The sequence below is a fragment of the Marinobacterium jannaschii DSM 6295 genome (assembly GCF_000620085.1).
Lineage (GTDB): Bacteria > Pseudomonadota > Gammaproteobacteria > Pseudomonadales > Balneatricaceae > Pontibacterium > Pontibacterium jannaschii.
This window is the reverse complement of record NZ_JHVJ01000005.1, coordinates 37,208-60,987: the sequence shown is the minus strand read 5'-3', so window position 1 is coordinate 60,987 and position 23,780 is coordinate 37,208. Positions and strand designations below refer to the sequence as shown.

The 23,780-nt window shown below is 55.8% G+C and carries 30 protein-coding genes; 12 read left to right on the top strand and 18 right to left on the bottom strand.

All coding sequences use genetic code 11. From position 1 onward, the window contains the following. Positions 1–182: 182 nt before the first annotated feature. The 4 genes from Q354_RS0103595 (at position 183) to Q354_RS0103580 (ending at position 4,174) form a co-directional block, all read left to right on the top strand. Positions 183–686 (top strand): DUF523 domain-containing protein, encoded by a 504-nt coding sequence (locus Q354_RS0103595; RefSeq protein WP_027856431.1) that lies wholly within the window; start codon positions 183–185, stop codon positions 684–686. Then, positions 661–1,506, top strand: coding sequence for a mechanosensitive ion channel family protein (locus tag Q354_RS0103590; protein ID WP_036228437.1), 846 nt, complete (start codon positions 661–663; stop codon positions 1,504–1,506). Before Q354_RS0103595 ends, Q354_RS0103590 begins: the two co-directional genes overlap by 26 nt. Before the next feature lie 276 nt (positions 1,507–1,782). Beyond that, positions 1,783–3,501 (top strand): proline--tRNA ligase, encoded by a 1,719-nt coding sequence (locus Q354_RS0103585; RefSeq protein WP_027856429.1) that lies wholly within the window; start codon positions 1,783–1,785, stop codon positions 3,499–3,501. Between the two features lie 118 nt (positions 3,502–3,619). Continuing rightward, on the top strand, positions 3,620–4,174 hold the full coding sequence (locus Q354_RS0103580; protein WP_027856428.1) for a lytic transglycosylase domain-containing protein: 555 nt from the start codon (positions 3,620–3,622) through the stop codon (positions 4,172–4,174). A gap of 23 nt (positions 4,175–4,197) precedes the next feature. Here Q354_RS0103580 and Q354_RS0103575 read toward each other — a convergent pair whose 3' ends face one another. After that, positions 4,198–4,485 carry an acylphosphatase gene (locus tag Q354_RS0103575; RefSeq protein ID WP_027856427.1) on the bottom strand — a complete coding sequence of 96 codons (288 nt, stop codon included), beginning with the start codon at positions 4,483–4,485 and terminating at the stop codon, positions 4,198–4,200. Further along, a complete protein-coding gene (locus tag Q354_RS0103570; RefSeq protein ID WP_051559856.1) occupies positions 4,485–5,744 on the bottom strand; it encodes a YihY family inner membrane protein in 1,260 nt (419 codons plus the stop codon). Before Q354_RS0103570 ends, Q354_RS0103575 begins: the two co-directional genes overlap by 1 nt. An 83-nt stretch (positions 5,745–5,827) precedes the next feature. On the opposite strand from Q354_RS0103570, the gene arsC reads away from it, so the two are divergent. The 8 genes from arsC to Q354_RS0103530 all read left to right on the top strand — a co-directional run bounded on the left by arsC (position 5,828) and on the right by Q354_RS0103530 (position 11,469). Then, positions 5,828–6,178: an arsenate reductase (glutaredoxin) gene (gene arsC, locus Q354_RS0103565; RefSeq protein ID WP_027856425.1), complete on the top strand. Its 351-nt coding sequence runs from the start codon at positions 5,828–5,830 to the stop codon at positions 6,176–6,178. Continuing rightward, positions 6,179–6,781, top strand: a complete 603-nt coding sequence (wrbA, locus tag Q354_RS0103560) for an NAD(P)H:quinone oxidoreductase (protein WP_027856424.1) — start codon at positions 6,179–6,181, stop codon at positions 6,779–6,781. 2 nt (positions 6,782–6,783) lie between these two features. Then, positions 6,784–7,158: a DUF2069 domain-containing protein gene (locus Q354_RS0103555; protein ID WP_036228436.1), complete on the top strand. Its 375-nt coding sequence runs from the start codon at positions 6,784–6,786 to the stop codon at positions 7,156–7,158. A gap of 1 nt (position 7,159) precedes the next feature. Continuing rightward, positions 7,160–8,854, top strand: coding sequence for a SufS family cysteine desulfurase (locus Q354_RS0103550; RefSeq protein ID WP_036228435.1), 1,695 nt, complete (start codon positions 7,160–7,162; stop codon positions 8,852–8,854). Further along, a complete protein-coding gene (locus tag Q354_RS0103545) occupies positions 8,851–9,321 on the top strand; it encodes a nucleoside triphosphate pyrophosphohydrolase family protein (protein WP_027856421.1) in 471 nt (156 codons plus the stop codon). The genes Q354_RS0103550 and Q354_RS0103545 overlap by 4 nt, the downstream gene beginning before the upstream one ends. Positions 9,322–9,439: 118 nt before the next feature. After that, positions 9,440–10,333: a LysR family transcriptional regulator gene (locus tag Q354_RS0103540; protein WP_027856420.1), complete on the top strand. Its 894-nt coding sequence runs from the start codon at positions 9,440–9,442 to the stop codon at positions 10,331–10,333. Between the two features lie 75 nt (positions 10,334–10,408). Continuing rightward, on the top strand, positions 10,409–10,909 hold the full coding sequence (locus tag Q354_RS0103535; protein WP_027856419.1) for an NlpC/P60 family protein: 501 nt from the start codon (positions 10,409–10,411) through the stop codon (positions 10,907–10,909). Between the two features lie 254 nt (positions 10,910–11,163). Then, positions 11,164–11,469: a hypothetical protein gene (locus Q354_RS0103530; protein ID WP_027856418.1), complete on the top strand. Its 306-nt coding sequence runs from the start codon at positions 11,164–11,166 to the stop codon at positions 11,467–11,469. Between the two features lie 71 nt (positions 11,470–11,540). Here Q354_RS0103530 and Q354_RS0103525 read toward each other — a convergent pair whose 3' ends face one another. From Q354_RS0103525 to Q354_RS0103450, 16 genes are all read right to left on the bottom strand, one after another. After that, positions 11,541–12,287 (bottom strand): M48 family metalloprotease, encoded by a 747-nt coding sequence (locus tag Q354_RS0103525; RefSeq protein ID WP_211252199.1) that lies wholly within the window; start codon positions 12,285–12,287, stop codon positions 11,541–11,543. 90 nt (positions 12,288–12,377) lie between these two features. Further along, complete coding sequence (locus Q354_RS0103520) at positions 12,378–13,385, bottom strand: MBL fold metallo-hydrolase (RefSeq protein WP_084332459.1); 1,008 nt, start codon at positions 13,383–13,385, stop codon at positions 12,378–12,380. An 84-nt stretch (positions 13,386–13,469) separates the two neighbouring features. Further along, on the bottom strand, positions 13,470–14,519 hold the full coding sequence (gene hypE / locus Q354_RS0103515) for a hydrogenase expression/formation protein HypE (protein ID WP_051559855.1): 1,050 nt from the start codon (positions 14,517–14,519) through the stop codon (positions 13,470–13,472). A 23-nt stretch (positions 14,520–14,542) separates the two neighbouring features. Next, positions 14,543–15,667 carry a hydrogenase formation protein HypD gene (hypD, locus tag Q354_RS0103510; RefSeq protein ID WP_027856414.1) on the bottom strand — a complete coding sequence of 375 codons (1,125 nt, stop codon included), beginning with the start codon at positions 15,665–15,667 and terminating at the stop codon, positions 14,543–14,545. Between the two features lie 13 nt (positions 15,668–15,680). Next, positions 15,681–16,382: a D-sedoheptulose-7-phosphate isomerase gene (locus Q354_RS0103505; RefSeq protein ID WP_027856413.1), complete on the bottom strand. Its 702-nt coding sequence runs from the start codon at positions 16,380–16,382 to the stop codon at positions 15,681–15,683. Positions 16,383–16,435: 53 nt separating this feature from the next. Next, positions 16,436–16,714 carry a HypC/HybG/HupF family hydrogenase formation chaperone gene (locus tag Q354_RS0103500; protein WP_027856412.1) on the bottom strand — a complete coding sequence of 93 codons (279 nt, stop codon included), beginning with the start codon at positions 16,712–16,714 and terminating at the stop codon, positions 16,436–16,438. 2 nt (positions 16,715–16,716) lie between these two features. Then, positions 16,717–18,201, bottom strand: coding sequence for a sigma-54-dependent transcriptional regulator (locus Q354_RS24445; RefSeq protein WP_036228434.1), 1,485 nt, complete (start codon positions 18,199–18,201; stop codon positions 16,717–16,719). Positions 18,202–18,203: 2 nt separating this feature from the next. Beyond that, a complete protein-coding gene (gene hypB, locus Q354_RS0103490) occupies positions 18,204–19,118 on the bottom strand; it encodes a hydrogenase nickel incorporation protein HypB (protein ID WP_027856411.1) in 915 nt (304 codons plus the stop codon). Between the two features lie 2 nt (positions 19,119–19,120). Then, positions 19,121–19,462 carry a hydrogenase maturation nickel metallochaperone HypA gene (gene hypA / locus Q354_RS0103485; RefSeq protein ID WP_027856410.1) on the bottom strand — a complete coding sequence of 114 codons (342 nt, stop codon included), beginning with the start codon at positions 19,460–19,462 and terminating at the stop codon, positions 19,121–19,123. Further along, positions 19,455–20,594 carry a nickel-dependent hydrogenase large subunit gene (locus tag Q354_RS0103480; protein ID WP_027856409.1) on the bottom strand — a complete coding sequence of 380 codons (1,140 nt, stop codon included), beginning with the start codon at positions 20,592–20,594 and terminating at the stop codon, positions 19,455–19,457. The genes hypA and Q354_RS0103480 overlap by 8 nt, the downstream gene beginning before the upstream one ends. Beyond that, positions 20,584–21,180: a [NiFe]-hydrogenase assembly chaperone HybE gene (hybE, locus tag Q354_RS0103475; RefSeq protein ID WP_027856408.1), complete on the bottom strand. Its 597-nt coding sequence runs from the start codon at positions 21,178–21,180 to the stop codon at positions 20,584–20,586. Before hybE ends, Q354_RS0103480 begins: the two co-directional genes overlap by 11 nt. Before the next feature lie 3 nt (positions 21,181–21,183). Further along, on the bottom strand, positions 21,184–21,405 hold the full coding sequence (locus Q354_RS0103470; protein ID WP_027856407.1) for a rubredoxin: 222 nt from the start codon (positions 21,403–21,405) through the stop codon (positions 21,184–21,186). Then, positions 21,402–22,265, bottom strand: a complete 864-nt coding sequence (locus Q354_RS0103465; RefSeq protein ID WP_027856406.1) for a hydrogenase expression/formation protein — start codon at positions 22,263–22,265, stop codon at positions 21,402–21,404. Before Q354_RS0103465 ends, Q354_RS0103470 begins: the two co-directional genes overlap by 4 nt. Before the next feature lie 9 nt (positions 22,266–22,274). After that, positions 22,275–22,706, bottom strand: a complete 432-nt coding sequence (locus Q354_RS0103460) for a thioredoxin domain-containing protein (protein ID WP_027856405.1) — start codon at positions 22,704–22,706, stop codon at positions 22,275–22,277. 14 nt (positions 22,707–22,720) lie between these two features. After that, entirely contained in the window at positions 22,721–23,020 is a 300-nt protein-coding gene (locus Q354_RS0103455; RefSeq protein ID WP_027856404.1) for a HypC/HybG/HupF family hydrogenase formation chaperone, read from the bottom strand. After that, positions 23,020–23,646, bottom strand: a complete 627-nt coding sequence (locus Q354_RS0103450; RefSeq protein WP_027856403.1) for a HyaD/HybD family hydrogenase maturation endopeptidase — start codon at positions 23,644–23,646, stop codon at positions 23,020–23,022. The genes Q354_RS0103455 and Q354_RS0103450 overlap by 1 nt, the downstream gene beginning before the upstream one ends. Positions 23,647–23,780 lie beyond the last annotated feature (134 nt).

Here is a 23,780-nt window from a genome sequence, read left to right as displayed (position 1 = left end):
ATATCGTAAATTTACGTTTACGTAAACAGCAGATCGATTATTCTTTATGCCAAGACAGAACAGCAGGAAAACAGATTACGGCTGTTCTGGCGCAAAGTTTTTGCCGTAAACAGGCCGTATTGCTTGATCCCTGATGGCGACTCCTTAGAATGGCGGCAACTAAAAACGGGCCACTAACTGTTATGGATAAGATCCTTGTAAGCGCATGCCTGATGGGCGAAAAAGTAAGGTACGATGGCAACCACAACGCCCTGAACCACCCTTTACTGCAACGATGGCAGGATCAGGGCAGGTTGATACGTATCTGCCCGGAATCGGCCGGCGGCCTTCCCACTCCCCGCCCGCCCGCCGAAGCCCAAAGCCAGTTTCCGATCCATATCACCAGCCGTCAGGGTGACGACCTGACACCTGAGTTTCTGCAAGGTGCCGAGCTGACTCTCGAACTGGCCAAGGCCAATCAGGTCTGCTGCGCTCTGATGAAGGCAAAAAGCCCTTCGTGCGGAAACAACGAGATCTATGATGGCAATTTCAGCGGAACCCTGACCAAGGGGTCGGGTGTGGCCGCTGCGGAACTGATCCGGTCCGGCATCCCGGTATTTAATGAAACCCAGATCGATCAGCTGATCGAATTTGTAAACGATATGGATACAAACCTTAAAGATGGAACCTTCACTTCAGATGATTAATCAGGAGCTGGCCGATCTGGGCGTGCTCTATACCACGGTTATCGATTTCTTCGTCAATTACAGCTTCCAGGTAATCGGCGCCATTCTGATCTTTCTGCTGGGACTGATCGTGGCGCGCTGGATTGGCGGCATGACTTTGCGTCTGTGCGAACGAAACGAAGTTGATGTCACCCTGCGCATGTTCATCGCCAGCGCAGTCCGGCTGCTAATCATGGCGATGGTTATCGTCATCTGTCTGGGTAAGTTTGGCATCAGCATCGCGCCGTTTGTCGCCGCACTGGGTGCGATTTCACTGAGTGTCGGTCTCGCCCTACAAGGCGTTTTCTCGAATTACGGCGCCGGCTTCAGCCTTATTCTGACCCGACCATTCGTCGTTGGAAATACGATAAATATCAATGGGATAACTGGCATAGTTAAAGAGATTAGACTGGCGCATACGATGCTTGAAAATGAAGATGGCGAGCTAATCACCATTCCTAACAAGCAGATTGTCGGCGAGGTACTGATCAACTCCTTTGAGTATAAGGTTGTTGAAGCCTCTATCGGCATCAGTTACAGCGCCGATCCGGATCAGGCTATCAGCACTATCCGTGAAGTTTTACAGAACCTACCCGAAGTGTCGCAGGAAACGCCCCCGCAGATCGGTATCGAAGGCTTCGGTGACTCGGCGGTTAATATCGGTTACCGCTACTGGCTGCCTACCAGGCAGTTTTTCGAACTGCAATACCGCATTAACGGCGATATCTACAACCGGTTTCGTCAGCAGCAGATTGGCATTCCGTTTCCGCAACGTGAAGTCACAGTCCGGCATCTGCCCTGACTTCCCGTCTTATACATCAAAGCGCCGCGCAGGCGGCGCTGTTATTCTCCGCATGCGGCCGCTGTAGCGGCGTCGCCTGTGATAACATCAGAGTTACTAATATAGCGGTTCCGGCGTATACTCCGGCGCCGGTTTAGACCGGCAAGCAGTCTGACTACCCGTCAGTTGCTGCTGCCAGGTCTGTTGTAATCCCACAGGCGACTTGTTCAATTCCAGGCAGCGCCCTAGAATGTGGCGATTTTCCAAGTGTTTTCCGATTAAATGGGTAATGGATCTATGCGAGCAAGCCAATTCCTGATTGCCACTGTTAAAGAAACCCCATCCGATGCTGAGGTAATCAGCCACCAGCTTATGCTGCGTGCCGGTATGATTCGTAAGCTGGCCTCAGGCCTCTATACCTGGCTGCCAATGGGACTGCGCACCCTGCGCAAAGTCGAGCGTATTGTGCGCGACGGCATGGACAATGCTGGCGCTCAGGAGGTACTGATGCCTGCGATTCAGCCGGCAGAGTTATGGCAGGAATCCGGCCGCTGGGAACAGTATGGCCCTGAACTGCTGCGCGTTAACGATCGTCACGAACGCGAATTCTGCGTGGGCCCGACCCATGAAGAGGTCATTACTGACCTGATCCGTCGCGAGATCAAAAGCTACAAGCAGCTGCCTGCCAACTTTTATCAGATCCAGACTAAATTCCGCGATGAAATCCGCCCACGTTTCGGCGTAATGCGCTCACGCGAATTCATCATGAAGGATGCCTACTCCTTCCACGTTGGCCATGAGTCCCTGGTAAAAACCTACGACATCATGTTTCAGGCCTACGTCAATATCTTCGATAAGCTGGGCCTGGACTATCGTCCGGTTATTGCCGATAACGGCTCTATCGGCGGTGAAGGTTCCCACGAGTTCCACGTCCTTGCAGACTCCGGTGAAGATGATATCGCGTTCTCCAATGGCAGCGATTACGCGGCTAATATCGAGAAAGCTGAAGCACTGGCACCTGCGGGCGAACGCGCAGAGGCCACTCAGGAGATGGAGCTGGTTGATACACCAAACGCCAAAACCATCGCCGACCTGGTCGAGCAGCACAATGTTCCGATCGAAAAGACCATTAAGACACTGATCGTGCACGCCTCTGAAGAGTGTGAGGCTGATTTTGTTGCCCTGCTGGTCCGCGGCGATCACGAGCTAAATGAGATCAAGGCAGAGAAACTGCCTCAGGTCGCAGCACCACTGGAAATGGCCTCCGAAGATGAGTTCCGCTCTGTTATCGGTGCTGGCGCAGGCTCTCTGGGCCCGGTCAATATGCCAATCCCGGTAATCGCTGACCGCGCCGTCGCCCATGCCTCTGATTTTGGCGCCGGTGCCAATATCGATGGTAAGCACTACTTCGGCATCAACTGGGAGCGTGACGTTGCCCTGCCAGAAGTCGCTGATATCCGTAATGTCGTTGAAGGTGATCCAAGCCCATGCGGTAACGGCACGCTGGAGATCAAACGCGGCATCGAAGTCGGTCACATCTTCCAGCTGGGCAGCAAGTATTCCGAAGCGATGAACGCCACTGTACTGGACGCTAACGGCAAAGCCACCGTGATGGAGATGGGCTGCTACGGCATCGGTGTGACCCGTGTGGTTGCTGCAGCAATTGAGCAGAACTATGACGATCGCGGCATTATCTGGCCAGAAGCGCTGGCACCGTTCAGCATCTCTCTGGTTGCCCTGGCGTACGAGAAATCAGAAGCCGTCCGCGAAATGGCAGACAGCCTGTACGAAGAGCTGAAGGCCGCCGGCCACGATGTGATTCTGGATGACCGCGCCAAGGTCAGCCCGGGCGCTAAGATGGCCGATATGGATCTGGTTGGGATTCCACACCGCGTCGTCATCTCCGATCGCGGCATCAAAGCCGGCACCCTGGAATACAAGGGCCGTCGCGATGCCGAGAAGCAGGACATCGCGATCGATCAGCTGTCTGAGTTCCTGAAGCAGAAGCTGGCCTGATTAACTGACCGGTTGTTACTGTAAAAAAGCGGGCCTTGCCCGCTTTTTTTGTTTCCGGGTAATATGACTGCCAACGCCTCAGTGCACTCCTAAGTTGCAACAGGACTCTCAGACTCCCATGAAATGGATGCCATGCGCCCTTCTGCTGTTCAGCCTTAATCTGTCCGCCCAGACCACCGTATCAGCGCCTGACCCGGCGCTGCGGGCCGCGCTGAAAGCCGAATTTTCGGCGGCCGATAGCTTTGATGACCGTTTTGATGCCGAGGTATGGCTGGTAGATATGTCCGGCCGCATCCGGCCATTTCTTAAGGATGAGCTGGAGCGCGTAGAGATCCTGCGCTCGATACACGCCGAGGCGAAACGCCAGGCACTCCCGGTTGATCTGGTCATGGGACTGATCCGCACCGAAAGCGCTTTTAATCGTTTTGCGGTCTCATCCGTAGGTGCTCAGGGACTGATGCAGGTAATGCCTTTCTGGAAGAATGAAATCGGTCGTGCCGATGATAATCTCACCAATGTGCGTACCAACCTCCGTTACGGCTGCACCATCCTCAAACATTACATTAAGCGCTCAAAAGGCGATCTGACCGAAGCGCTGGCGCGCTACAACGGCTCCTACGGCAAAACCTGGTATCCCGAACGGGTGTTCCGCTACCAGAAAAAATACCGTTAGCCCTTCTCAGCAGCAGACCGGACCTAACGAGGCTGCCTCAGTACCTCGAATATCTCGTATTGCTGCGCATCTTCGACCAGCTCTGATTCAACGTCAGCCACCGCCGCCAGTGGCGGCCCCTGGCTCAGCCAGGTTTCCAGTTGGCGTACCGCCTTCTCTTCACCCTGAATCATTACTTCGACATCCCCATTTGGCAGGTTTTGCACCCAGCCGGTCACACCTGATGATTCGGCCTGCTCCAGTGTGGACTGGCGAAACCAGACCCCCTGGACCCGGCCCTTTACAACGGCATGCAACGTAATCGTATTCATCACCTCTCCTCTACCACATTCCCGGTCTTTCCCGCGGCGTCTTCATATTTTTCGCTGAACAGGGCCTCCAGAGACAGGTTCAGCTCATGCTGCTGTTGCGAGGCGATCTGCTCCAGTCGGTGGTTCAGCTCCCGTTCCCAGGCCAGCAATGACTCTGTCGCCGGTACATCTGGCAGCGGCCAGGGAAGTTTGGTTGTCAGTTCTTTCAGGCTGAAGTGACTCATATCCCGACAGAGGAGAAAACGCCCCTGCTCATTACGGGTCACAATATTGGCATCCAGCAGTAGGGTGGAATAGTTGTCCCACCGGGCCTGATTGAGACCCGATACCTGTCGCATCAGCTGCTGGTCGGACAGCGTCTCGCCATTCTTCTGCGCCTGCCATAGCTGGCGTAACACACCCAGTAAGACATGCAGGTGTGGCATGCCGCTGTAACCGTCCTCTCCCCGCCAGACTGTCAGACTCCGGGTAAGCTCTGCTCCGAGCAGGATGATAATCCAGGAGATATAGATCCACGCCAGAAACAGGGGAACTGCAGCAAACGCACCATAGATCAGCTCATAGGACGGGGACTGGGTAACGAAGAACGCAAAGCCCCGCTTCGCCGCTTCAAACAGCACCGCGACGACACCTGCCCCTATGGCTGCATACCTCAAGGGCACCCGGCAGTTCGGCACAGCAGCATACAGCAGAGTAAAGGCCACGGCAGAAAGAAGCATCGGCAGCAGGGATAACAAGCGCAACTTACCGGCAATTTCGGAGGCGCTGGAGATAAATGGCAGTGACGCTATATAGGAGGTCAGCACCAGGCCAAGCCCGATCAGTATCGGCCCGAGGCTCAGCACCGCCCAGTACAGCAAGAAGCTCGACAGGCCTTTACGCGGTTCGGATACCCGCCAGATGCGGTTTAAGGCAGCTTCAATATTTTTCATCATCATAATGGCGGTAACGGCAAGAATAGCTACGCCGACTGCCGTCAGATTGCGCGCCTGGGATGAGAAAGCCGCCAGATAATCCTGTACCACGGCACCAGTTGTCGGCACGAAATTGCTGAATATCCAACCCTGCAGCTGGTCACCAACACCCTGAAACGAAGGGATAGCTGCCAGCATGGAATAGGTCACGGTCATCAGTGGTACCACCGCAAACAGCGTGGTATAGGTCAGTGCCGAAGCGTTGAGAATACCCTGATTGCGGATAAACTGACGTATCGTATCCCGAATAAGACGGATTAGCGGGTGATTAAGTATCCCGGCCATCACAGCTCCTTTGTCGCAACGCTGCCAGACGTATACAATAGCGCCCGGCCCAAATTATTTAGACATAACAACGGTATAGCATAATGAGTGACGTCACCATCTACCACAACCCCCGCTGTTCCAAATCCCGCCAGACACTGGCCTTGCTGGAGGAAAACGGTGTCCAGCCTGAGATCCGCAAGTACCTGGAAGACGCACCCAGCGCCGAAGAGCTGAAAACAGTGATCGCACAGCTGGGTATCAGCCCACGCGACCTGCTGCGCACCAAAGAAGCTGAGTACAAGGAAGCGGGCCTGGACGACAGCAGCCTGTCTGACGACCAGGTGATTGCCAAAATGGTCGAGTTCCCACGTCTGATCGAGCGCCCTATCGTTATCAAAGGCGACGCCGCCCGTATCGGCCGTCCACCGGAGTCCGTACTGGAGATCCTGTAAGTGAGCCGCCCCTACGTTCTGGTGCTCTATTACAGCAGCCATGGTGCCACCCGCACCATGGCGCAACATATTGCCCGCGGCATCGAGCAGTCTGGTATCGAAGCCCGGCTGCGCACGGTTCCGGCCGTATCAGCCAACAGCGAAGCCAGCGCCCCGGCAGTACCGGAACAAGGCGCACTCTATTGCAGCGAGCAGGACCTTGCCAACTGTGCAGGCCTTGCACTGGGCAGCCCAACCCGCTTTGGCAATATGGCCGCGGCGCTGAAGTATTTTATCGACGGCACCAGCGCGCTCTGGCTCTCGGGTGCTCTGATCGGCAAGCCGGCGTCAGTTTTCAGCTCCAGTTCCAGCCTGCATGGCGGCCAGGAGACGACTCTGATCTCGATGATGCTTCCCCTGTTGCATCATGGCATGGTTATCACCGGCCTGCCTTATAGCGAATCGGAGCTGCTCAGCACCACCACCGGCGGTACCCCCTACGGTGCAACACATGTAGCCGGAAACGATAGCCGCCGCCCGGTGGATGATACCGAGCTGAAACTCTGCCGGGCCCAGGGCAAGCGCCTGGGCGAGCTGGCAATCAAACTGCAAAAAGAAACCTGAACATGCCTGAATATCAAACCAAAGCCCGTATCAGCCACCTGATTACGGTGTTTAGCTATGTCGCCCTGCTGGTACTGCTGAGTGCCTGGCATCTGGTGCTCTACCCGATCGACGGCAATACCTGGGTGATCTGGGCCTGGCACTGCGTACCATTGCTGGCATTTGCGCACGTCGTATTTAAAGGCATCCCACGCGGCCATGCCTGGCTCTGCTTTATGCTGCTGCTTTACTTCGTTCAGGCCGTGCTGAGTGCGATGCATCCGGTAACAGCCCTGATCGGCCTGATCTACGCCTTGCTGATCTCAACCCTGTTTACCAGCGCAATGTTGTTTGCCCGCTGGCAGAGCCGACATCTCAACGAAGCTAACAACGCCTGATATGCAGAGTATCCGTCGACAGTTCCCGCTGCTCAGCCAGCGGGTAAACGGTCAGCCGCTGGTTTATCTCGATAACGCCGCTACCACCCAGAAACCACAGGCGGTTATTAATGCCGTTCGTGATTACTACCGCCAGTACAACGCCAATGTGCACCGCGCATCCCACGCCCTCAGTGCGCAATCCACCCTGCGCTTCGAGCAGGCGCGCCAGGATGTTGCCGGCTTTATCAATGCCGTTAGCAGTCGGGAAGTGATCTGGAGTCGTGGCGCCACCGAAGCGATCAACCTGGTTGCCTGCAGCTGGGGTGACAGCAACCTTAAGGCCGGCGATGAAATACTGCTATCAACACTGGAACACCACGCCAATATCGTGCCCTGGCAGCTGCTGGCGCAACGGACCGGCGCTCTGATACGGGTGATCCCGCTGCTCGAAAACGGTGATCTGGATCTGGATGCCTTGCAGCAGCTGTTAACTGAAAACACCCGTCTGGTGGCAATAAGTCACGCCAGCAACGCGCTGGGTACCATCAATCCGATCAAACAGATTGTCCAGGCCGCCCATGCCGTGGGTGCTCTGGTGCTGGTTGACGGCTCTCAGGCGGTACCGCACTTCGCGGTAGATGTTCAGGCACTGGACTGTGATTTCTACGTATTTTCAGGCCATAAGCTGTTTGCACCGACCGGTATAGGCGTGCTCTGGGGACGCCAGGCACTGCTCGAAGCGATGCCTCCCTGGCAGGCCGGTGGCGAAATGATAGAGCGGGTCAGCTTCAACGGCACTACATTCAATCAGCTGCCTTTCAAATTTGAAGCCGGAACCCCCAATATTGCCGGCGTGATCGGCCTGGGTGCGGCCGTAAGATGGCTGCACGATCAGGACCGTCAAAAACTGGAGCAGCAGGAAGCACGATTGCTGCAACGGGCAATAGAGGGATGCAATACGATCCCGGGGTTTGAGCGTATCGGCACGGCACAACATCAGGTCAGCCTGTTGTCTTTCATGCTGCAGGGCCAGCACCAGCAAGATATCGGCCTGTTGCTCGATCAGCAGGGCATTGCGGTGCGCACCGGGCATCATTGCGCGATGCCCCTGATGGAATCACTGGGGATTCCCGGCACCACCCGCGCATCCTTTGCCTTTTACAACACTGAGGCAGAGGTAGACCGCTTTATCGAGGCGCTGGATCAGATCGCCCGCAGCGAGTCATCGGGCTGCGCAAATCCTCAGCCGAGGCGGGAGGTAAGCCCATTCATCGACTCCCCTTACGGTCGCGACATCCGCGCAGAAGCCCTTGAGCAACAGCTGACGGCGATCCGGGACTGGAACAGTCGCTACCGTGAAATAATGATGCTGGGCAAAAAACTACCGAGCCTGCCAGTGGACTTGCGGCGCGAGGAATACCGGGTTCAGGGCTGCGAAAGCACGGCCTGGTTGGTGATGGAGCGCACTGATGACGGCCTGCTGCACTTTCTTGCCGACGCTGACGCGCGCATTATTCGCGGCCTGATCGCCCTGGTCCTGGCGGCATTTAACCATAAGTCACCCGCTCAGATCCTCAGCTTTGATATCGATCGCTATTTCGCCCGGCTTGATCTTGAAAAACACCTCAGCCCATCCCGCGGCAATGGCCTGAGGGCAATTATTGAACAGATTCGACACTATGCCACCGATGTAACTGACAGAGACACTAAATGAGTAATTTTACAGACGTTTCCCTCCTGAACTCCGTTTTTGGCAATATTAAAGGCGACATGGAGACGCCGGACTGGAACAAGGCCCGCAAACAGCTGCAGCTTATCCAGGAAGAGATGCAGGAGATGGTAGAAGGTATCGAAAAACACGACCTGTCTGAGGTTCGAGATGCCATCGCCGATGTCCTGGTCACGACTTATGGTATGGCCCACATCCTGGGTATAGACGCAGATAAGGATATGGCTGCGGTGCAGGACAGCAATATGTCCAAATTGTGCAAAACCGAAACGGAAATTGAGGCGACATTAGCCTATTACCGCAACGAGATAGGACTGGATGTATACAGTGGCGGTGAGCTGCCACAGGGCTGGGTCAAGTCCGGTAAGGATCAGACCGGTAAAGACGGCAAAACCTACCCCGCTCACAAGTTCCTGAAGAACACTAACTGGCACGAGCCGGTACTGGACTGAGACAGCTCCCTCAGGGCAGGCGATTTCTCATCTGCCCTCTTTCTACCACCAGATTGTTGCACATAACGTAATAATGCGGTTCCATAGGCTGAAAGTATAAAAGGACTTCCGGTCAGCTATGAATCTCAACGACGTTCGCTTGTTTCTCCGTGTTGTCGAAACTAACAGTTTCACAGCCGCCGCCGACACGCTTGGCATCCAGAAATCAACTATCAGCCGGCGCATTGCTCAGCTTGAGGACGATCTGGGCGTCCGTCTTCTGCAGCGTTCAACCCGTAAATTAAGTCTGACCGACGAGGGGCAGGAGCTATTTGACCGCTGTCGTCCGCTGGTGGAAGAGCTTGAACAGGTACCGGACCTGGTGGCAGCCAACCAGCATGACCCGCGCGGTAAACTGCGCATTACCGTTCCGACCGAGATGGGCATTTACATGCTGGACGAGGTAGTGGCAGGCTTTCTGATCCGCTACCCGAAGCTGGATGTCGATATTGAGTTAAGTACCCGTGTGGTCGACCTGATCGAAGAGGGTTATGACCTTGCGCTGCGGGTTGGCGACCTGGCTGACTCAAGCCTGATCGCCCGGCCTATCTCAAGTATCACGCTTGGCCTGTTCGCCAGCCCCGCCTATCTCGAACAGTATGGCGTACCCGCCACCCCGGCGGACCTGCCCGATCACCTCTGCATTACCATCCAGCGCCCCAATCCGTCCTGGTCTTTCGATAACTGGGAAAATGGAGCTCAGATTCCGGTATCCGGCCGGGTACGCGCGAACAGCCTCAGCTTTGCTGCCTCTATGGCGGAGAAAGGACTGGGCATCGCCCGATTGCCACGTCCTTTTTCAGCCGGCATGGTCGAACAGGGCAGCCTTGTACCGGTATTGGAAGAGTACAAAGCGAACCAGGTGACCATAAATGCAGTTTATCCCAGCCGCCGCCACCTGAATCCTAAAGTCAGGCTGTTTATCGACTACGTTAAAGAGATGATACAGGACCATCCATGGATGGCCGATTAAGCCAGCGGTCGGAGTCAGCGGGCTAAACTGGCCCGGCAAAGGTGGTAATACCTGAGGTCAAACAGGGAGAGACAGATGCAAAAACCACTGCTTACGCTGATGATTGCGCTGATCGTTCAGGGCTGCAGCAGCTCACAACCCCGGATTAAAATCGAAGACCAAAGCTATAACCGCCCTGCCCCCATACAGAAATCATCTGCTGCGGTTCAACAGAAGCTGATGGACCACTTCAGCCAGTGGCGCGGTACACCATATCAGCTGGGCGGCCAGAGCCGTCGCGGTATCGATTGCTCCGGCTTTACCCAGCTAAGCTATCGCCAAAGCCTGGGTATTGAACTCCCCCGCACAACCAGCCTGCAATCAACCACGGGGCCGGCTATATCCGATGCACAACGTCGCAGTGGTGATCTGGTGTTCTTTAAAACCGGTTGGGGTAAACAACATGTCGGGATCTACCTGAGCGGTGACCGCTTTATGCACGCCTCTACCAGTGCCGGCGTAACGATCTCGGAGCTTAACAACCCCTACTGGCGTCAGCGCTACTGGAAAAGCATACGACCTGATGGCATCAACTGATGCCATCCAGACTCAGTTCCGCCTGAAACACACCGTCTCAGCAGCTGGCGCTCCGCACGGCGGCAGGTTCCCTGCGATACACTTAATTTTCACACTAGCACCACATACTGCGGATGTCGGTAGCTGCAGCGAGCCTGGATGGCTGTAAGAAATATTTTTGTGCAGCGCACAAAAAAAGCTATTGACTTGGTTATTTATTAGCCTAGAATAAACCCCATATTGTGCACTGCAACATTCGCTAACGGAGAGTGAAAATGAACGCAAACGTCGATCTGCAGAAACCTTTCGAAGCTGTTAAAACCCTGATGACTATCCAGGCTGAAGCTATCTCTAAGTCTGTTGAACAGCAGAAGAAATCCGGTGAGCAACTGACCGCTTTCTTCAAAACTGAAGCAGAAAAAGCTCAGACTCTGAAGACTCCTGAAGATGTTATCAACTACAACATCAATGCTAACAAGAACCTGTTCGAACTGCTGAAAGGCCAGGGCGAAGCATTCACTGCTATCGCTACTGAAGCACGCGAAGCAGCTATGGCAGAGATCGAGAAAATGGCTAAGTAATCAGCCATCTGAATAGCAAAAGCCCCGGTTTTTACGCCGGGGCTTTTTTGTGTCTGCCTGACGGAGCCGCCTCAGAGCATATCTTCTATCCGCTCGGCACGTGTCGAAGATGGCGGATGACTGCTTAACAGGCTATGGGAGCCGCCCTGATCCAGGGCCTGCATCTTGCCCATCGCACTCAGGGCTGCGTTCAGATTGTAGTCGTGACGGCGCATAAACTTCACTGCATACTTGTCGGCCCGCAGCTCCTGTGCCTGCGAAAACTGTGCATTCACCACCGCCTGAGTAAAGGCACCGATCTCGGAAGCTGCCAGTGCCGCAATCGTAGACCCTGTTGCTACCGCACCTTTACGCGCTGCGGATGCCGCATAGGCTACCTGCATCGCCTTGCGGGAATGCCCCTGCTTCACGTGCCCTATCTCATGGCCAATAACGAAGCGAACCTCATCGTCTGTCATCAGGTCCAGCAAGCCACTGTAGACCCGCACCGTACCGTCAGCCATAGCGAAAGCATTGACGCTGTCATCTTCATAGACTTTGAAATTCAGCTGCAGGCCGTCTTCATTGTGCAGTCCGGAAACGATACGCGCCAGGCGCTTATGATAGTCAGAACTCTCTGCTGCAACCTTGTTCTTACTATCCGACTCCTGTGAAGCCTGCAACGCAAGCGCTTTTGCCTGTTCGTCATTCAGCGTAACTGCACGCACCAGATCAGTCGCCGCACCCAGCGTTGCATCAATATTCTTAACCGAACCGCTTTCTACACAGCCGCCCAGCGCAAACACTGCGACACAGGCTAATGCCAGTTTTCTCATCATACTATTCAACCCTTATAGACTTTTCGGTTCAGGCAGCAGCCTATGCAAAACAGTATGACTGCTAACTGAACAACTCATGCACTGCAGATATTACCGGCCCGGCGGCACAAATTGCTGCAGATCATCCGCGAAACGAATATCGCCATTATACCGCGCCTGGATAGCCGTTTGGGTATCAGCCTCCTGCCCCAGTGTCCGTTTCATGCGATGCGACAGTAGCAGCAGTTTAACCTGTGCATGGCCAGCGATACTCCCTATCTCATCCGGCGTCATATGCAGGCCACGAGCTACGCCCCTGGCTCCGGCGGGTACCGCATTGTGAGCCACCAGTATATCGCTACCAGCGGCCAGCCCCGCCAGAGTCTGGTAGCGGTTGCTCATATCGCCGCTGAAGGTGAGCTTGCATCCCGCCGCCCTTACCTGCCAGGCCAGCGCAGGAATCGGCCCATGATGGACCGGAACCGCGGCAACACTGATCTGATCATTGATACGGTATTCGCTGACCTGGCGTGGCTTAGCCGGGATATTCTGCGGAATCAATTTAAAGCTGGATCTCTGCTCTGCCACCAGATATTCACTCAGATAACGATAAGCGCCCTGCGGGCTGAATAACTGTGTCAGCCAGTCTGAAGTGGACGGCATCAAGTAATTACCGGAAGGCCCCAATACCGGCAGATCCTGCTGCCTGGGCGTAAAGAATGCAGCTTTTACCAGGGCTGGCAGATCTGCACTGTGGTCAACATGCAGATGGCTCAGCAATAAGGCCTGCAGATCTTCGATTCTGGCGCCACTGCGCTCGAAGTTCAGCATACTTCCACTACCGATATCCACCAGCAGCCGCGCCTTACCATCCATCCAGATCAGATAGCCGCTGGAAGCCCGCCGGTCATCCAGCTCCGGGCCACCAGAACCGAGCACCTGCAACTTCACCCGCTTAGCATCACATTGATTTGCTGCAGCAATATCGGCTGCAACAATGTCGGCTGCCGTAATCTTGCCTTTGTCCGCTGCGCCCTGTGCGGACAAAGGCAAGGTCAGGGCAAGAAGCCAAGTGCCTGCGGCATTTTTCAGGCGCCATTGCCTGTTGTTTGAGAACATAGAGGGGCGTCCCTGCAGTAAGAGTCATCGAATCCGGCGTATTAGCGTGTACAACGAGGCCGGAAGTTGCAGGGACAGATCATATCAGCAGATACGCGGTAATTGTTCGCCGACCAGCATATCCATGATCCTTTCGCCGCCAAACCCGGTCTGTACGGTAACCCGCCCTGCCCGGCCTGTGATCACCTCACCGATAATTGCTGCGTCCCTGCCCTCGGCTGTGCTGCGCATCGCGGCCAGTACAGCGTCCGCTTTGTCTGCAGGCACCGTCGCGACAAGCTTGCCTTCATTGGCAAAATAGAGCGCATCCAGGCCAAGAATTTCACAAACACCCCGCACTTCGGTACGTACCGGAATCTGCTGTTCATAGAGGCGGATAGCCACTTCAGCCGTTTCGGCAAACTCATTCAGTACCGTGGCAACGCCGCCCCGCGAGGCATCACGTACGGCATGCAGGTCGGGACAGACTTCAAGCATCGCCTGCACCAGGCGATGCAGTGGCTGACAATCGGTCTGAAGCTCAACCTCCAGCGCCAGATCACCCCGGGCATTCAGAATAGCGGCACCATGATCACCGACGAAGCCGTTGACGATCACCTTATCTCCCGGTTGCGAGCGCGTCGCAGCAATATTAACGCCACGAGGAATGACTCCAATCCCGCTGGTATTGATGAAGATCTTATCGCCCTTTCCTTTGGGCACGACTTTAGTGTCGCCCGTGACGATGGTCACTCCGGCCTCGTCGGCTGCCTGCCGCATCGAGGCCACAACCTGGCGCAGCAGTTCGACATCCAGGCCTTCTTCCAAAATCATGCTGCAGGAGAGATACCTGGGAATGGCGCCCGATACCGCCAGGTCGTTTACCGTACCGTTGATCGCCAGGGTGCCGATATTGCCGCCGGGGAAAATCACCGGATCGACCACATAAGAGTCGGTGGTAAAGGCCAGCTGAGCGCCCTCGGCCTGCAGCTCTGCCAGATCGAAGCGTGCCTGATCCTCCAGTGCATTCAGGTCTTCGTTATCAAACACAGATACGAATACATCCTCGATCAGATCCCGCATCGCCTTGCCGCCAGAACCGTGAGCCATGGTGATGGTTTTTGCCGTCAGGGTGCGTTTTGCTTTCTGGGTCATGATTACTTCTCTTTGCGTATCCGTCAGATATTTGCAGCGTCAATTTTGCCGTAGCTATAGTAGGCGGAACAGGCGCCTTCAGTGGACACCATCAGGGCACCCAGTGGCACCTCCGGCGTACACTGCTTGCCAAAAACCTTACATTCCCAGGGCTTCAGCACCCCTTTCAATACCTCACCGCACTGACAGGATTTCGGATCGGCAATCTTGAGGTTCGGGACCACGAACTGTTTCTCGGCATCATAGCGGGCGTAGGCCTGACGCAACTGCACTCCCGAGTGATCGATCGATCCCAGGCCTCGCCACTCAAAGAACTCCCGCAACTCGAATACCTGCGCCAGCGCCTGCAGGGCCTGAGAGTTGCCCCCCTCTGGCACTATGCGCTTGTACTGGTTTTCGATCCGCGCTTCGCCATCCCGGATCTGAAGCAGCAACATATACAACGACTGCAGCACATCCAGTGGCTCGAAGCCGGCCACCACCAGCGGCCGGTTGTACTGGCTGGAGATAAATTCGTAAGGTGCCTGACCGATCACCATGCTGACATGGCCCGGGCCGAGGAAGCCATCAATATACATGTCCGGTGAATCCAGAATCGCCTTGATGGTCGGAATAATGGTGATGTGGTTGCAAAACAGGTAGAAGTTATCAATCCCCTCTTTTTCTGCCTGCAGCAGGGTCAGTGCCGTGCTGGGCATGGTGGTCTCAAAGCCCAAGCCAAAGAACACCACCCGCTTATCCGGATGTTGACGCGCCAGTTGCAGCGCGTCCATCGGCGAGTACACCATGCGCACATCACAGCCCTCTGCCTTGGCCTGCTGCAGGCTCTTCCTGGATCCGGGAACCCGCATGGCATCGCCGAAGGTGGTGAATATCACATCCGTCTGTTCAGCGATCGCGACACAGTCATCGACCCGTCCCATCGGCAATACGCAGACCGGACAGCCCGGACCATGCACCAGCTCAATCTGTTTTGGCAGCAGCGCTTCCAGCCCATAGCGAAAAATCGAATGGGTATGACCACCGCAGACCTCCATAATCTGCAACGGTTTATCCTGGCATTTTGGGATTTCGGCGACGATGGCGTGGATCTTATCCAGCAGTGCCCGGGCCATCTCAGGATCACGAAACTCATCTACAAACTTCATTACTCTGCTACCTCTATCTTGTCCGACCGTGCTCACCGAGCATGCCACGCTCATCCGCCAGGAGGGTGTGAACCAGATCCCAGAGAATGTGATAGGCCGTCAGATGGCACTCCTGTATCCGGTGTACACTGTCTGACTCCACGATCAGGCAATGATCAACTGCCGCACAGCGTGCCAGCTCACCGCCGTCCATACCGGAAAAAGCCACAACGGTCAGGCCCAGCGCCTTGGCCTTCAAACAGGCGGCGGTAATATTGTCTGAGTTGCCACTGGTAGAGAACACCACCAGCAGGTCCTTCGGCATCGCCAGCGCCAGCAGCTGGCGCACCAGCACATGCTGAAATCCCACATCATTGGCAACGGCGCTAATCATAGCGCTGTCCTGCGACAGGCTGTACGCCGGCAAGGCCGGGCGACCTGCCGTCACCGGGTGCATAAACTCCAGCGCCAGATGGGCAGCATCGCAGGCTGAACCGCCATTACCGGCACAAAGCAGCCGCCCGCCGTTTCGGTATGAATCAGCAATGGCTTTAGATATATCTGCTAAGACACTGTTATATTTACTGAAAAAATCCTGCTTAGCAGTAACGCTCTGCTCAGCCTTCAGGCGAATCGACTCCAGAAGCTGATCGGTTTTATCGCGCTGCGGTGGCTTTTCCCCCTGCTCAGATCCCATAAAGGGATACATTGAGGTGAGGATGTCTTTGTTACTCATGGCTTTACCTCCGGCCGGGCCTGCCGTATCAGTACCGTCCTGACCGGTCGTTGTTAATCTGTTTGCGACGCCTGCATCGCGGCCAGCTCTTCCTGCAGCTCACCCAGTTCGGCCAGGATCTGCAGCGTTTTCTGCGCTTCATCTTCGTCGATCAGGCTCATAGCGAACCCCACATGAACCAGGGTCCAGCGACCGATCAGGGTGCTTGCCGCTGCATCCGGCATTACGCAGCCAAGATTTACCTGGCGCTTCACCCCTGATATGTCGACCATCGCCAGTGCGTTTTCTTCATCCAGGATCTCAATAATCCGACCCGGTATACCCAGACACATAGTTACTTCTCCGCTAATTCAATCGACTCAGGCGTTGCTGTGGTTTTCTCCAGTCCATATCGCTCCAGCTTTGAACGCAGACCAACCCGGGATAGCCCAAGCTCTCTGGAGGCCCGGCTCTTGTTCCAGCGATGACGGATCAGGGTTTCACGCAGTATCCGCTTCTCCAGCCCTTCAATCCGCTCCTTCAGCGGGCCTTCGATACCGGCGAGGATCTCGGTCTCTTCCACCTCTTCCACCGGTGCCGCCCTTAATACCCGCGGGTTTAGCAGATCGGCACCCAGAACGTCGCTTTCGGCCAGCACCAGCATCCGGCGGACTTCATTCTGTAATTCGCGGACATTACCGGGCCAGCAATAGGCCTGCATGCAACGCAGGGCCTCTTCCGAAAAGCCTCTGACCGGTTTATCAAAGTCACGCATGGCATTATCGAGGAAGGCCCGCGCCAGCACCGGAATATCCACCGGCCGTTTTTCCAGCGCCGGCAGGTCCAGCGTCACTTCAGCGAGACGGTAGTAGAGATCCTGCCGGAAGCGCCCAGCTCTGACCTCCTCTTCCAGGTCACGGTTGGTGGAGGCGATAAGACGCACGTTGATTTTACGCCGCTGATGCTCGCCGATACGCCGCACTTCACGTTCCTGCAGCACGCGCAGCAGCTTGACCTGAAACGCCGGGGTGATCTCTCCGATTTCATCCAGGAAAATGGTGCCGCCATCAGCCTGCTCGAACAGCCCGATATGGTCCGCAACCGCGCCGGTAAAGGCGCCTTTCTTATGCCCGAACAACTCTGACGCCAGCAACTCATCCGGCATCGCCCCGCAGTTTTCAACCACGAATGGCTTGTCACTGCGCAAGCTGTTGTAATGCAGTGCCCGGGCGAACAGCTCTTTACCGGCGCCGGATGGCCCGCTGATCAGCACTGATACATCATAGGGCGCGATTTTTTTCACCTGTTCACAGGCATCGTTGAGCGGACTGTGCTCGCTACGGCGGATCTCATCCAGCTGAAAGCTCTGCTTCAGGCGGACTTTTTTCTGCTGGATATTCTGTTCTGCCTGGTCTGCAGTCAGCCGCATCTCTGTAGCAAGAAACTCGTTCTCGTTCTGAAGCTCATACAGACGGCAGGCACTTTTCAGAATCAACACCAGGTTTTCCGGATGCCACGGTTTAGTGATGTACTGAAAAATACCCGCATCATTGAGGCCACTGATAATGTCCTCTGAGTCGGTGTAACCGGAGAGGATCAGCCTGACCGTCTGCGGCCAGCGCTGCCGCACCTCTGTCAGCAGTTCGACGCCGGTGCGCCCCGGCATCCTCTGGTCACAGACTATTGCCTGCACCTGATGATCTGCCAGCTGCTGCAGTGCCTCTTCGGCACTACTGGCAGTCAGGACATCGAAATCCTCATCCAGTGTGCGATCCAGCGTTTCCAGCGAACGGACTTCATCGTCAACACAGAGGATAGTCGGGCGGGTTTTCTTTAACATAATTACAACAACGCCTGTAACTGTTGAATTTGCTGGTTCAATTGATCAATCCGGCACTGCAGCAAGCGGCCACGCTTCGCCTCCAGCCAGTCGATCCACTGCTCCATCCCCTCGCCACTGCGGGCCGAGAGCTGCAGCACCTGTATCTGAGGATTGACCTGCCGGGCATAGGCGATACATTGTTCAGTATCGAAATCGAGGTACGGCAGCAGATCGACCTTATTCAGTATCATCAGGTCGGCGGCAAAGAACATATCCGGGTATTTCAGCGGTTTATCCTCACCTTCTGTCACGGAAAGAATAGCCACCTTGTGCGCCTCTCCCAGATCGAATGCTGCCGGACACACCAGGTTACCCACGTTTTCGATAAACAGCAGGCCGCCTTCCAGTTCGTCCAGATGCTCTGCGGCATGGCCCACCATATGCGCGTCCAGGTGACAGCCCTTACCGGTATTCACCTGGATCGCCCTGACACCGGTTTCGCGGATGCGGTCGGCATCATTGGCTGTCTGCTGGTCGCCTTCAATCACCGCGCAGCGACGCTTCTGACTGATACGATGCAGCGTTTCGGTCAGCAAGGTGGTTTTACCGGAACCGGGACTGGACACCAGGTTAAGCGTGAAGATACTGCCGGCTTCAAAACGGGCACGGTTAATCGCCGCGTAACGATCGTTCTTACCCAGAATATCCTGTTCAATCTGAACCATCCGGCTCTGTGACAGCCCCGGCACATGAGCCCGGGCCGGACCCTGTCCGAAATGGATATCGCCTTCAGCATTCACTGCCGGGGCCTGGACTTCCGCCTCCGCATGGTTGTGCTGCTGATGGGCATGATTGTGAACTGCGGCATCATCGTGATGATGATGGTCGCCTTCAATACGGACTTCACCTTCTGCGCAACCACATACAGTACACATACCTACTCCACCTCAAGCTCTTTAATTCTCATCTCTTCACCCTGAGTGACCTGCAGCTGGTAGCTGCCACAGTAACTACAGGCATCATAGCGCTTATTGATAGTCACCGTTCGCATGCACTGCATACAGAAGGCTTCGCCCGGCAGCTCTATAATCTGCAGCTGCGCACCTTCGGCGATGCTGTTGCGGGTGACGGCCTCAAAGCAGAAGCGCAGTGACTCCTGTTCGATCATTGCCAGCGGACCGATCTCCAGCCAGACCGCCTTTACCCGACTGAATGACTGGACAACGGCCTGATCCTCCAATACCTGAATGATCCCTTCCGCGATCGACATCTCATGCATGGGGCGCAACCTCAATATTTATTTCGAATCCAACACAGGGGTCCACAGCAAGTACCGTCTGATGCACCAGTGCCTTAACCTGTGCCAGCGGGACTTCCACCCCTTTAAGCATCGCCGACACCGAGCCAGACGGATGAAAGTTCCACTCGGTCGGCGCAACGATCTGGTAGTTGCCGACGCAGCCCTGATCCAGTTTGACGTAATGCATTAAACGACCGCGTGCTGCCTCAACGATGCCGATACCTTCGCCCGGATGCAACATGCTGCTCGGCTTGCCAGGCGCAGGCCCAGCACCGCAGAGCGCCCTTAAACGCTGGGGAATGCAGGACAACTCCAGCACCATCGCCATAAAGCGCAGGCTCAGCGGGTGGCGGCCGGATTTTGCAGCTGCAACGATCGGCGGCGCATCGATCCAGCGGGTCCAGACACTGGTCTCGCGACAATGCCCCTGCCAGTCCGGTCGTTGCACAAAGGTGGTCCCGCCGCTATGCCTGAAGGCTTTAAGCCATAATGCCGGATCGCTTTCAGGCAGCGGAGCACATCCGGGGTTAAGCTCGATGCCGGCAAACTCCTGTTCCAGATCCAGAATAACGGCCCCGATCGCAGAGCTATCCTGCGCCTGACAAAACTGCTGTGGCAATGTCGCTATAGTGCCAAAGCTGCTTTCAAACCACTGCTCCAGCTGAGTGGCCGCCTCCTCCAGATCAGGGATCTCGTCAGGCTCTGCGGCTGCCAATGTCAGAACCGGCAACACGCTTTTAAACAGCTTGTCATACCAGCGCTGCAACAGGGCGATAGTGCCGCAGTTATGCGATTCCAGCCAGTCCTTCGTCAGCCGCCAGGCCAGCTCGCGGGCGGTTTCGGCCACAACCAGTGCCTGACGCAGGCGCTGTACCTGCGCGCAGGCGGGCTTGCCCAGCGCCTGCTCGGCAGCCTGCAGTGATGCAACCTGCTGCGCCCCGGCACAGAGGTTAAACAGCAACGGCACAACAGCGGCGGCCTGTTCGATCGTTTTACCCTGCAGGACGCGCGTCGCATAGTAGGGACGGCTGGAGCCAATCGCAATGTCGCTGATCCTTGCCCCGTCATATTGCAGATCGAAGGTCAGCCTGCCCGCCAGATCAGCCGCCATTACCGACCTCCCTTCTGGCGGCCAGCCCTGCCGTAATAAACCCGCGACGGCTGAGTTTTTCGGGCCCGCTCTCCGGCCGGGTGCCCGGATCTGCCGCGTCAGAGACCGCATCATTTGCAACGGCATCGCGGCCTTCCGAGCCGGGGCAGTCCGCTGCCAGCGCATCAGCCAGCGCCTGTCGCTCCGAGTGACTGAAGTGCGCCTCATCAAACAAAGAAACCATCACAGCCTCGGCAGTTGCCAGCGCTGTTTGCTGATCGCTGAACTCATGCATGGGAGAAAATAAGGAGCAGGCGCCATAGACTCCCAGCTGCGGATCATCGCCAAAGATAAACTCATAGACTCCGGAAGGCAGTCGGACCATCACCGCATCACCTTGTGAACGGTTATTCCAGTCGTGGCCCTCTCCGGGCAGCAGGATCAGGTTCATGAACCAGGGTGTGATCAGCACGCCAATAGAGCCCTGCTGCCACGGCCGGAATCCCACGACTGCAACCTGCAGGACCGGATTACACACCGGCATGTCACGCATTGAGGTGGCGGCAATCTGATCGAATCGATGCTGCAGCAGCGCTACGCAATCCATCACTCAGGGCTCGACGACCATAAACTGGTCACGCTCACCGTCGCACTCCGGACAACGCCAGTACTCAGGAAGCTGACTAAACGCAGTCCCCGCAGCGATCTGCCAGACGGCATCGCCTTCGGCCGGACGATACTGGTACCAGCAGATTTTGCACTCTAACACCGCGTCATCGGCAATCCGGGTAGTATCGCCTAGGAAACTGCCCTCAAAGCCTGACTGGCTCATATCAGCACCTCACGTATCTCATGCAGACGCATGGCCGAATCCTCCAGATCCTCCTGTGCAGCACAGGCCACCTCCGGCACGTCGGTGACCTCAAGGGTATCGAGAATCAGCTGATCCGTTGAATTGAAATACTGCACCCGCCACAGGGTATTGACGGCACAGCAACTGATGCGACAGTTACCATATCCACGGGAAAGGATTGTGACCGGACCTCGCCCGATATGGGCCTCAAGGCACTGGTGATCGGCCGGAGAGAACGGCAACAGGGACAGATTGATCACATGGGGCGTGGACACCTGCTCGGGTCGGAATGCTCCGGTAGCATCGGCCAGCTCGACCAGCACTGAAGGAACGTTAAGTAACTCCGCCGACAGCTTATCAGCATCAAGTTTAAGCGGCACCGCATCACGGAAAGCACGCTGTTTCACCGGCTGCGGCAGGTCAGCTACTTCAAGCAGATCAGACACCATCTCACCACCGGTATTAAATTCACGTAGGCGCCATACACCGGCCAGCACGGTCTCCTGTGCCTGGACCTTTGCGTCGCCCTCGATGATTAAACTGACTTCACCCTCGCCCAGCACCTGGTTAATCAGTTCCAGGTCGGCCTCGGGCAGCTCGTTCAGGTTCAGCTGGATGCCCGGTTCGCCACAGCGATAACGCTCCAGCAGCGCCTGCAAGCGTTCCAGTAACTTAACCGCGTGAGGACAGGCCTGTAGCTCTTCGGCCTCGGGCAAGACAGGGGGAAAGTAAGTGTCCATCTCCCTAGGCATTGGCATATAGTCCAGCACCAGATCTTCTTCCGGCTGACTGCCCGGCCCAACCGGTACGTTAAATAATGGGATATCGCGTTTTTGCATGATAGTTCCTCACTGACCACAGGGACTGGTAACCGGATTAACCACCACCGGAATCCCGATGCAGGGATCGCGCCGCGGTTGTAACGCCAGAATAGTGTCGACCTCTCGCAGGTACTGATCCCAGTCCTGCACTTTGCTGATCTGCCCCAGAAAGCGTCCCTCATTCAGGAACACCAGTGTTGGCCAGACGGTAAAGTTGTAACGCCCCTGTAACTGCTTTTCAGCTGCCGGATCGATCACTGCCGCCGACAGCTGGGGAAAGGCCTTCAGCAGTTCAGGTAAGATCACCGCAACATCGTTGCTCTCCGGAAAACGGGCCGGGTTTTCGGTAAAAAACAGCACACAAAAGGACTGCTGTTTAATAAATTCATCAAAGCCAGACATATCCAGGCGCGGATAACCCAGCTCATCTACCAGTCGATCTATCAGTGGAGATGCCATTTCATACTTTCCTGTTACGATTTCAGATGAGCAGGCAGTTGCGGCTCGCGATCCGCGAGGTCTGCAAACAACTCATCAAAGTCGGCGTCTTTGCCCTGCATAACGGCTTCGACCGCGGCAAGCGCCCTTGTTATCTGTTCAGCGCGCAACGGCTCCAGCACCTCCCGGGCACTTCCCAGGAATGTCAGTACCCAGGTCCCTTCCGGCTGATAACCCACCAGTGCCATATCAACCTCGCTCTGACCGGCAGCAGACTGACACAGGGCGCGATGCTCATCTGCGCGTATAACCTGCATCGGAACACCCAAGCACATCAGCCCTTATCTCCGTTAGCCGAACCGATAAAGCGCAGGTCGCCTTTCCGGCAGGCGGACTGTTCATCAGGCCGCCCTCCCTCATAATCGGACATTGCCAATTCAGCGGGAGAGAGATCAGGTGCAGGCTCCTGAGCACGTTCGCTAGGTACGACACCAAACCGGGCCAGATAGTCCAGCGCTATTTCGACGGAGGGCTGCACCTGCAGACGAACCTCTTCTCGCAGGCTGCCGCCAAAGTCCTCCAGCTCTACCGGCTGGCAACCGACAAGCAGCAGATGCCGGGGGTAACTGCCGGTAAACTCAGCCATCGCCAGGACTTCCTGGAATCCTGTCTGGTGCAGGCTCATCTTTTTTGCGCCCATGAACTTAGGTACTTCATCGTCATAGATTGTCTTCAGGGTGCCCGGCGCGAGGCCATAATCGATGGCATCGAAAACCACCAGTACATCAGCCTCCTGGACATGCTGAACCAGATAGATCCCCTGGGTTCCGCCATCCATCAGTTTTACCTGGGATCCAAACATGTAACGCTGGTTGAGCGCTTCAACACAACGTACTCCAAAGCCTTCATCCGCCCAGAGCAGATTACCAATACCTAAGATCAGAACGTTTTTTTGCGACATTGCACTTATAACCCGAAACCATCGTCATTGATGAACAGAGTGTTACAAGTACCGTGCCAATTCTGAATAGTCACTCATCGCCAGCAACAGCGCCTGTCACGGCATCCGTTACAGAAAACCCGCTTTCCATATAT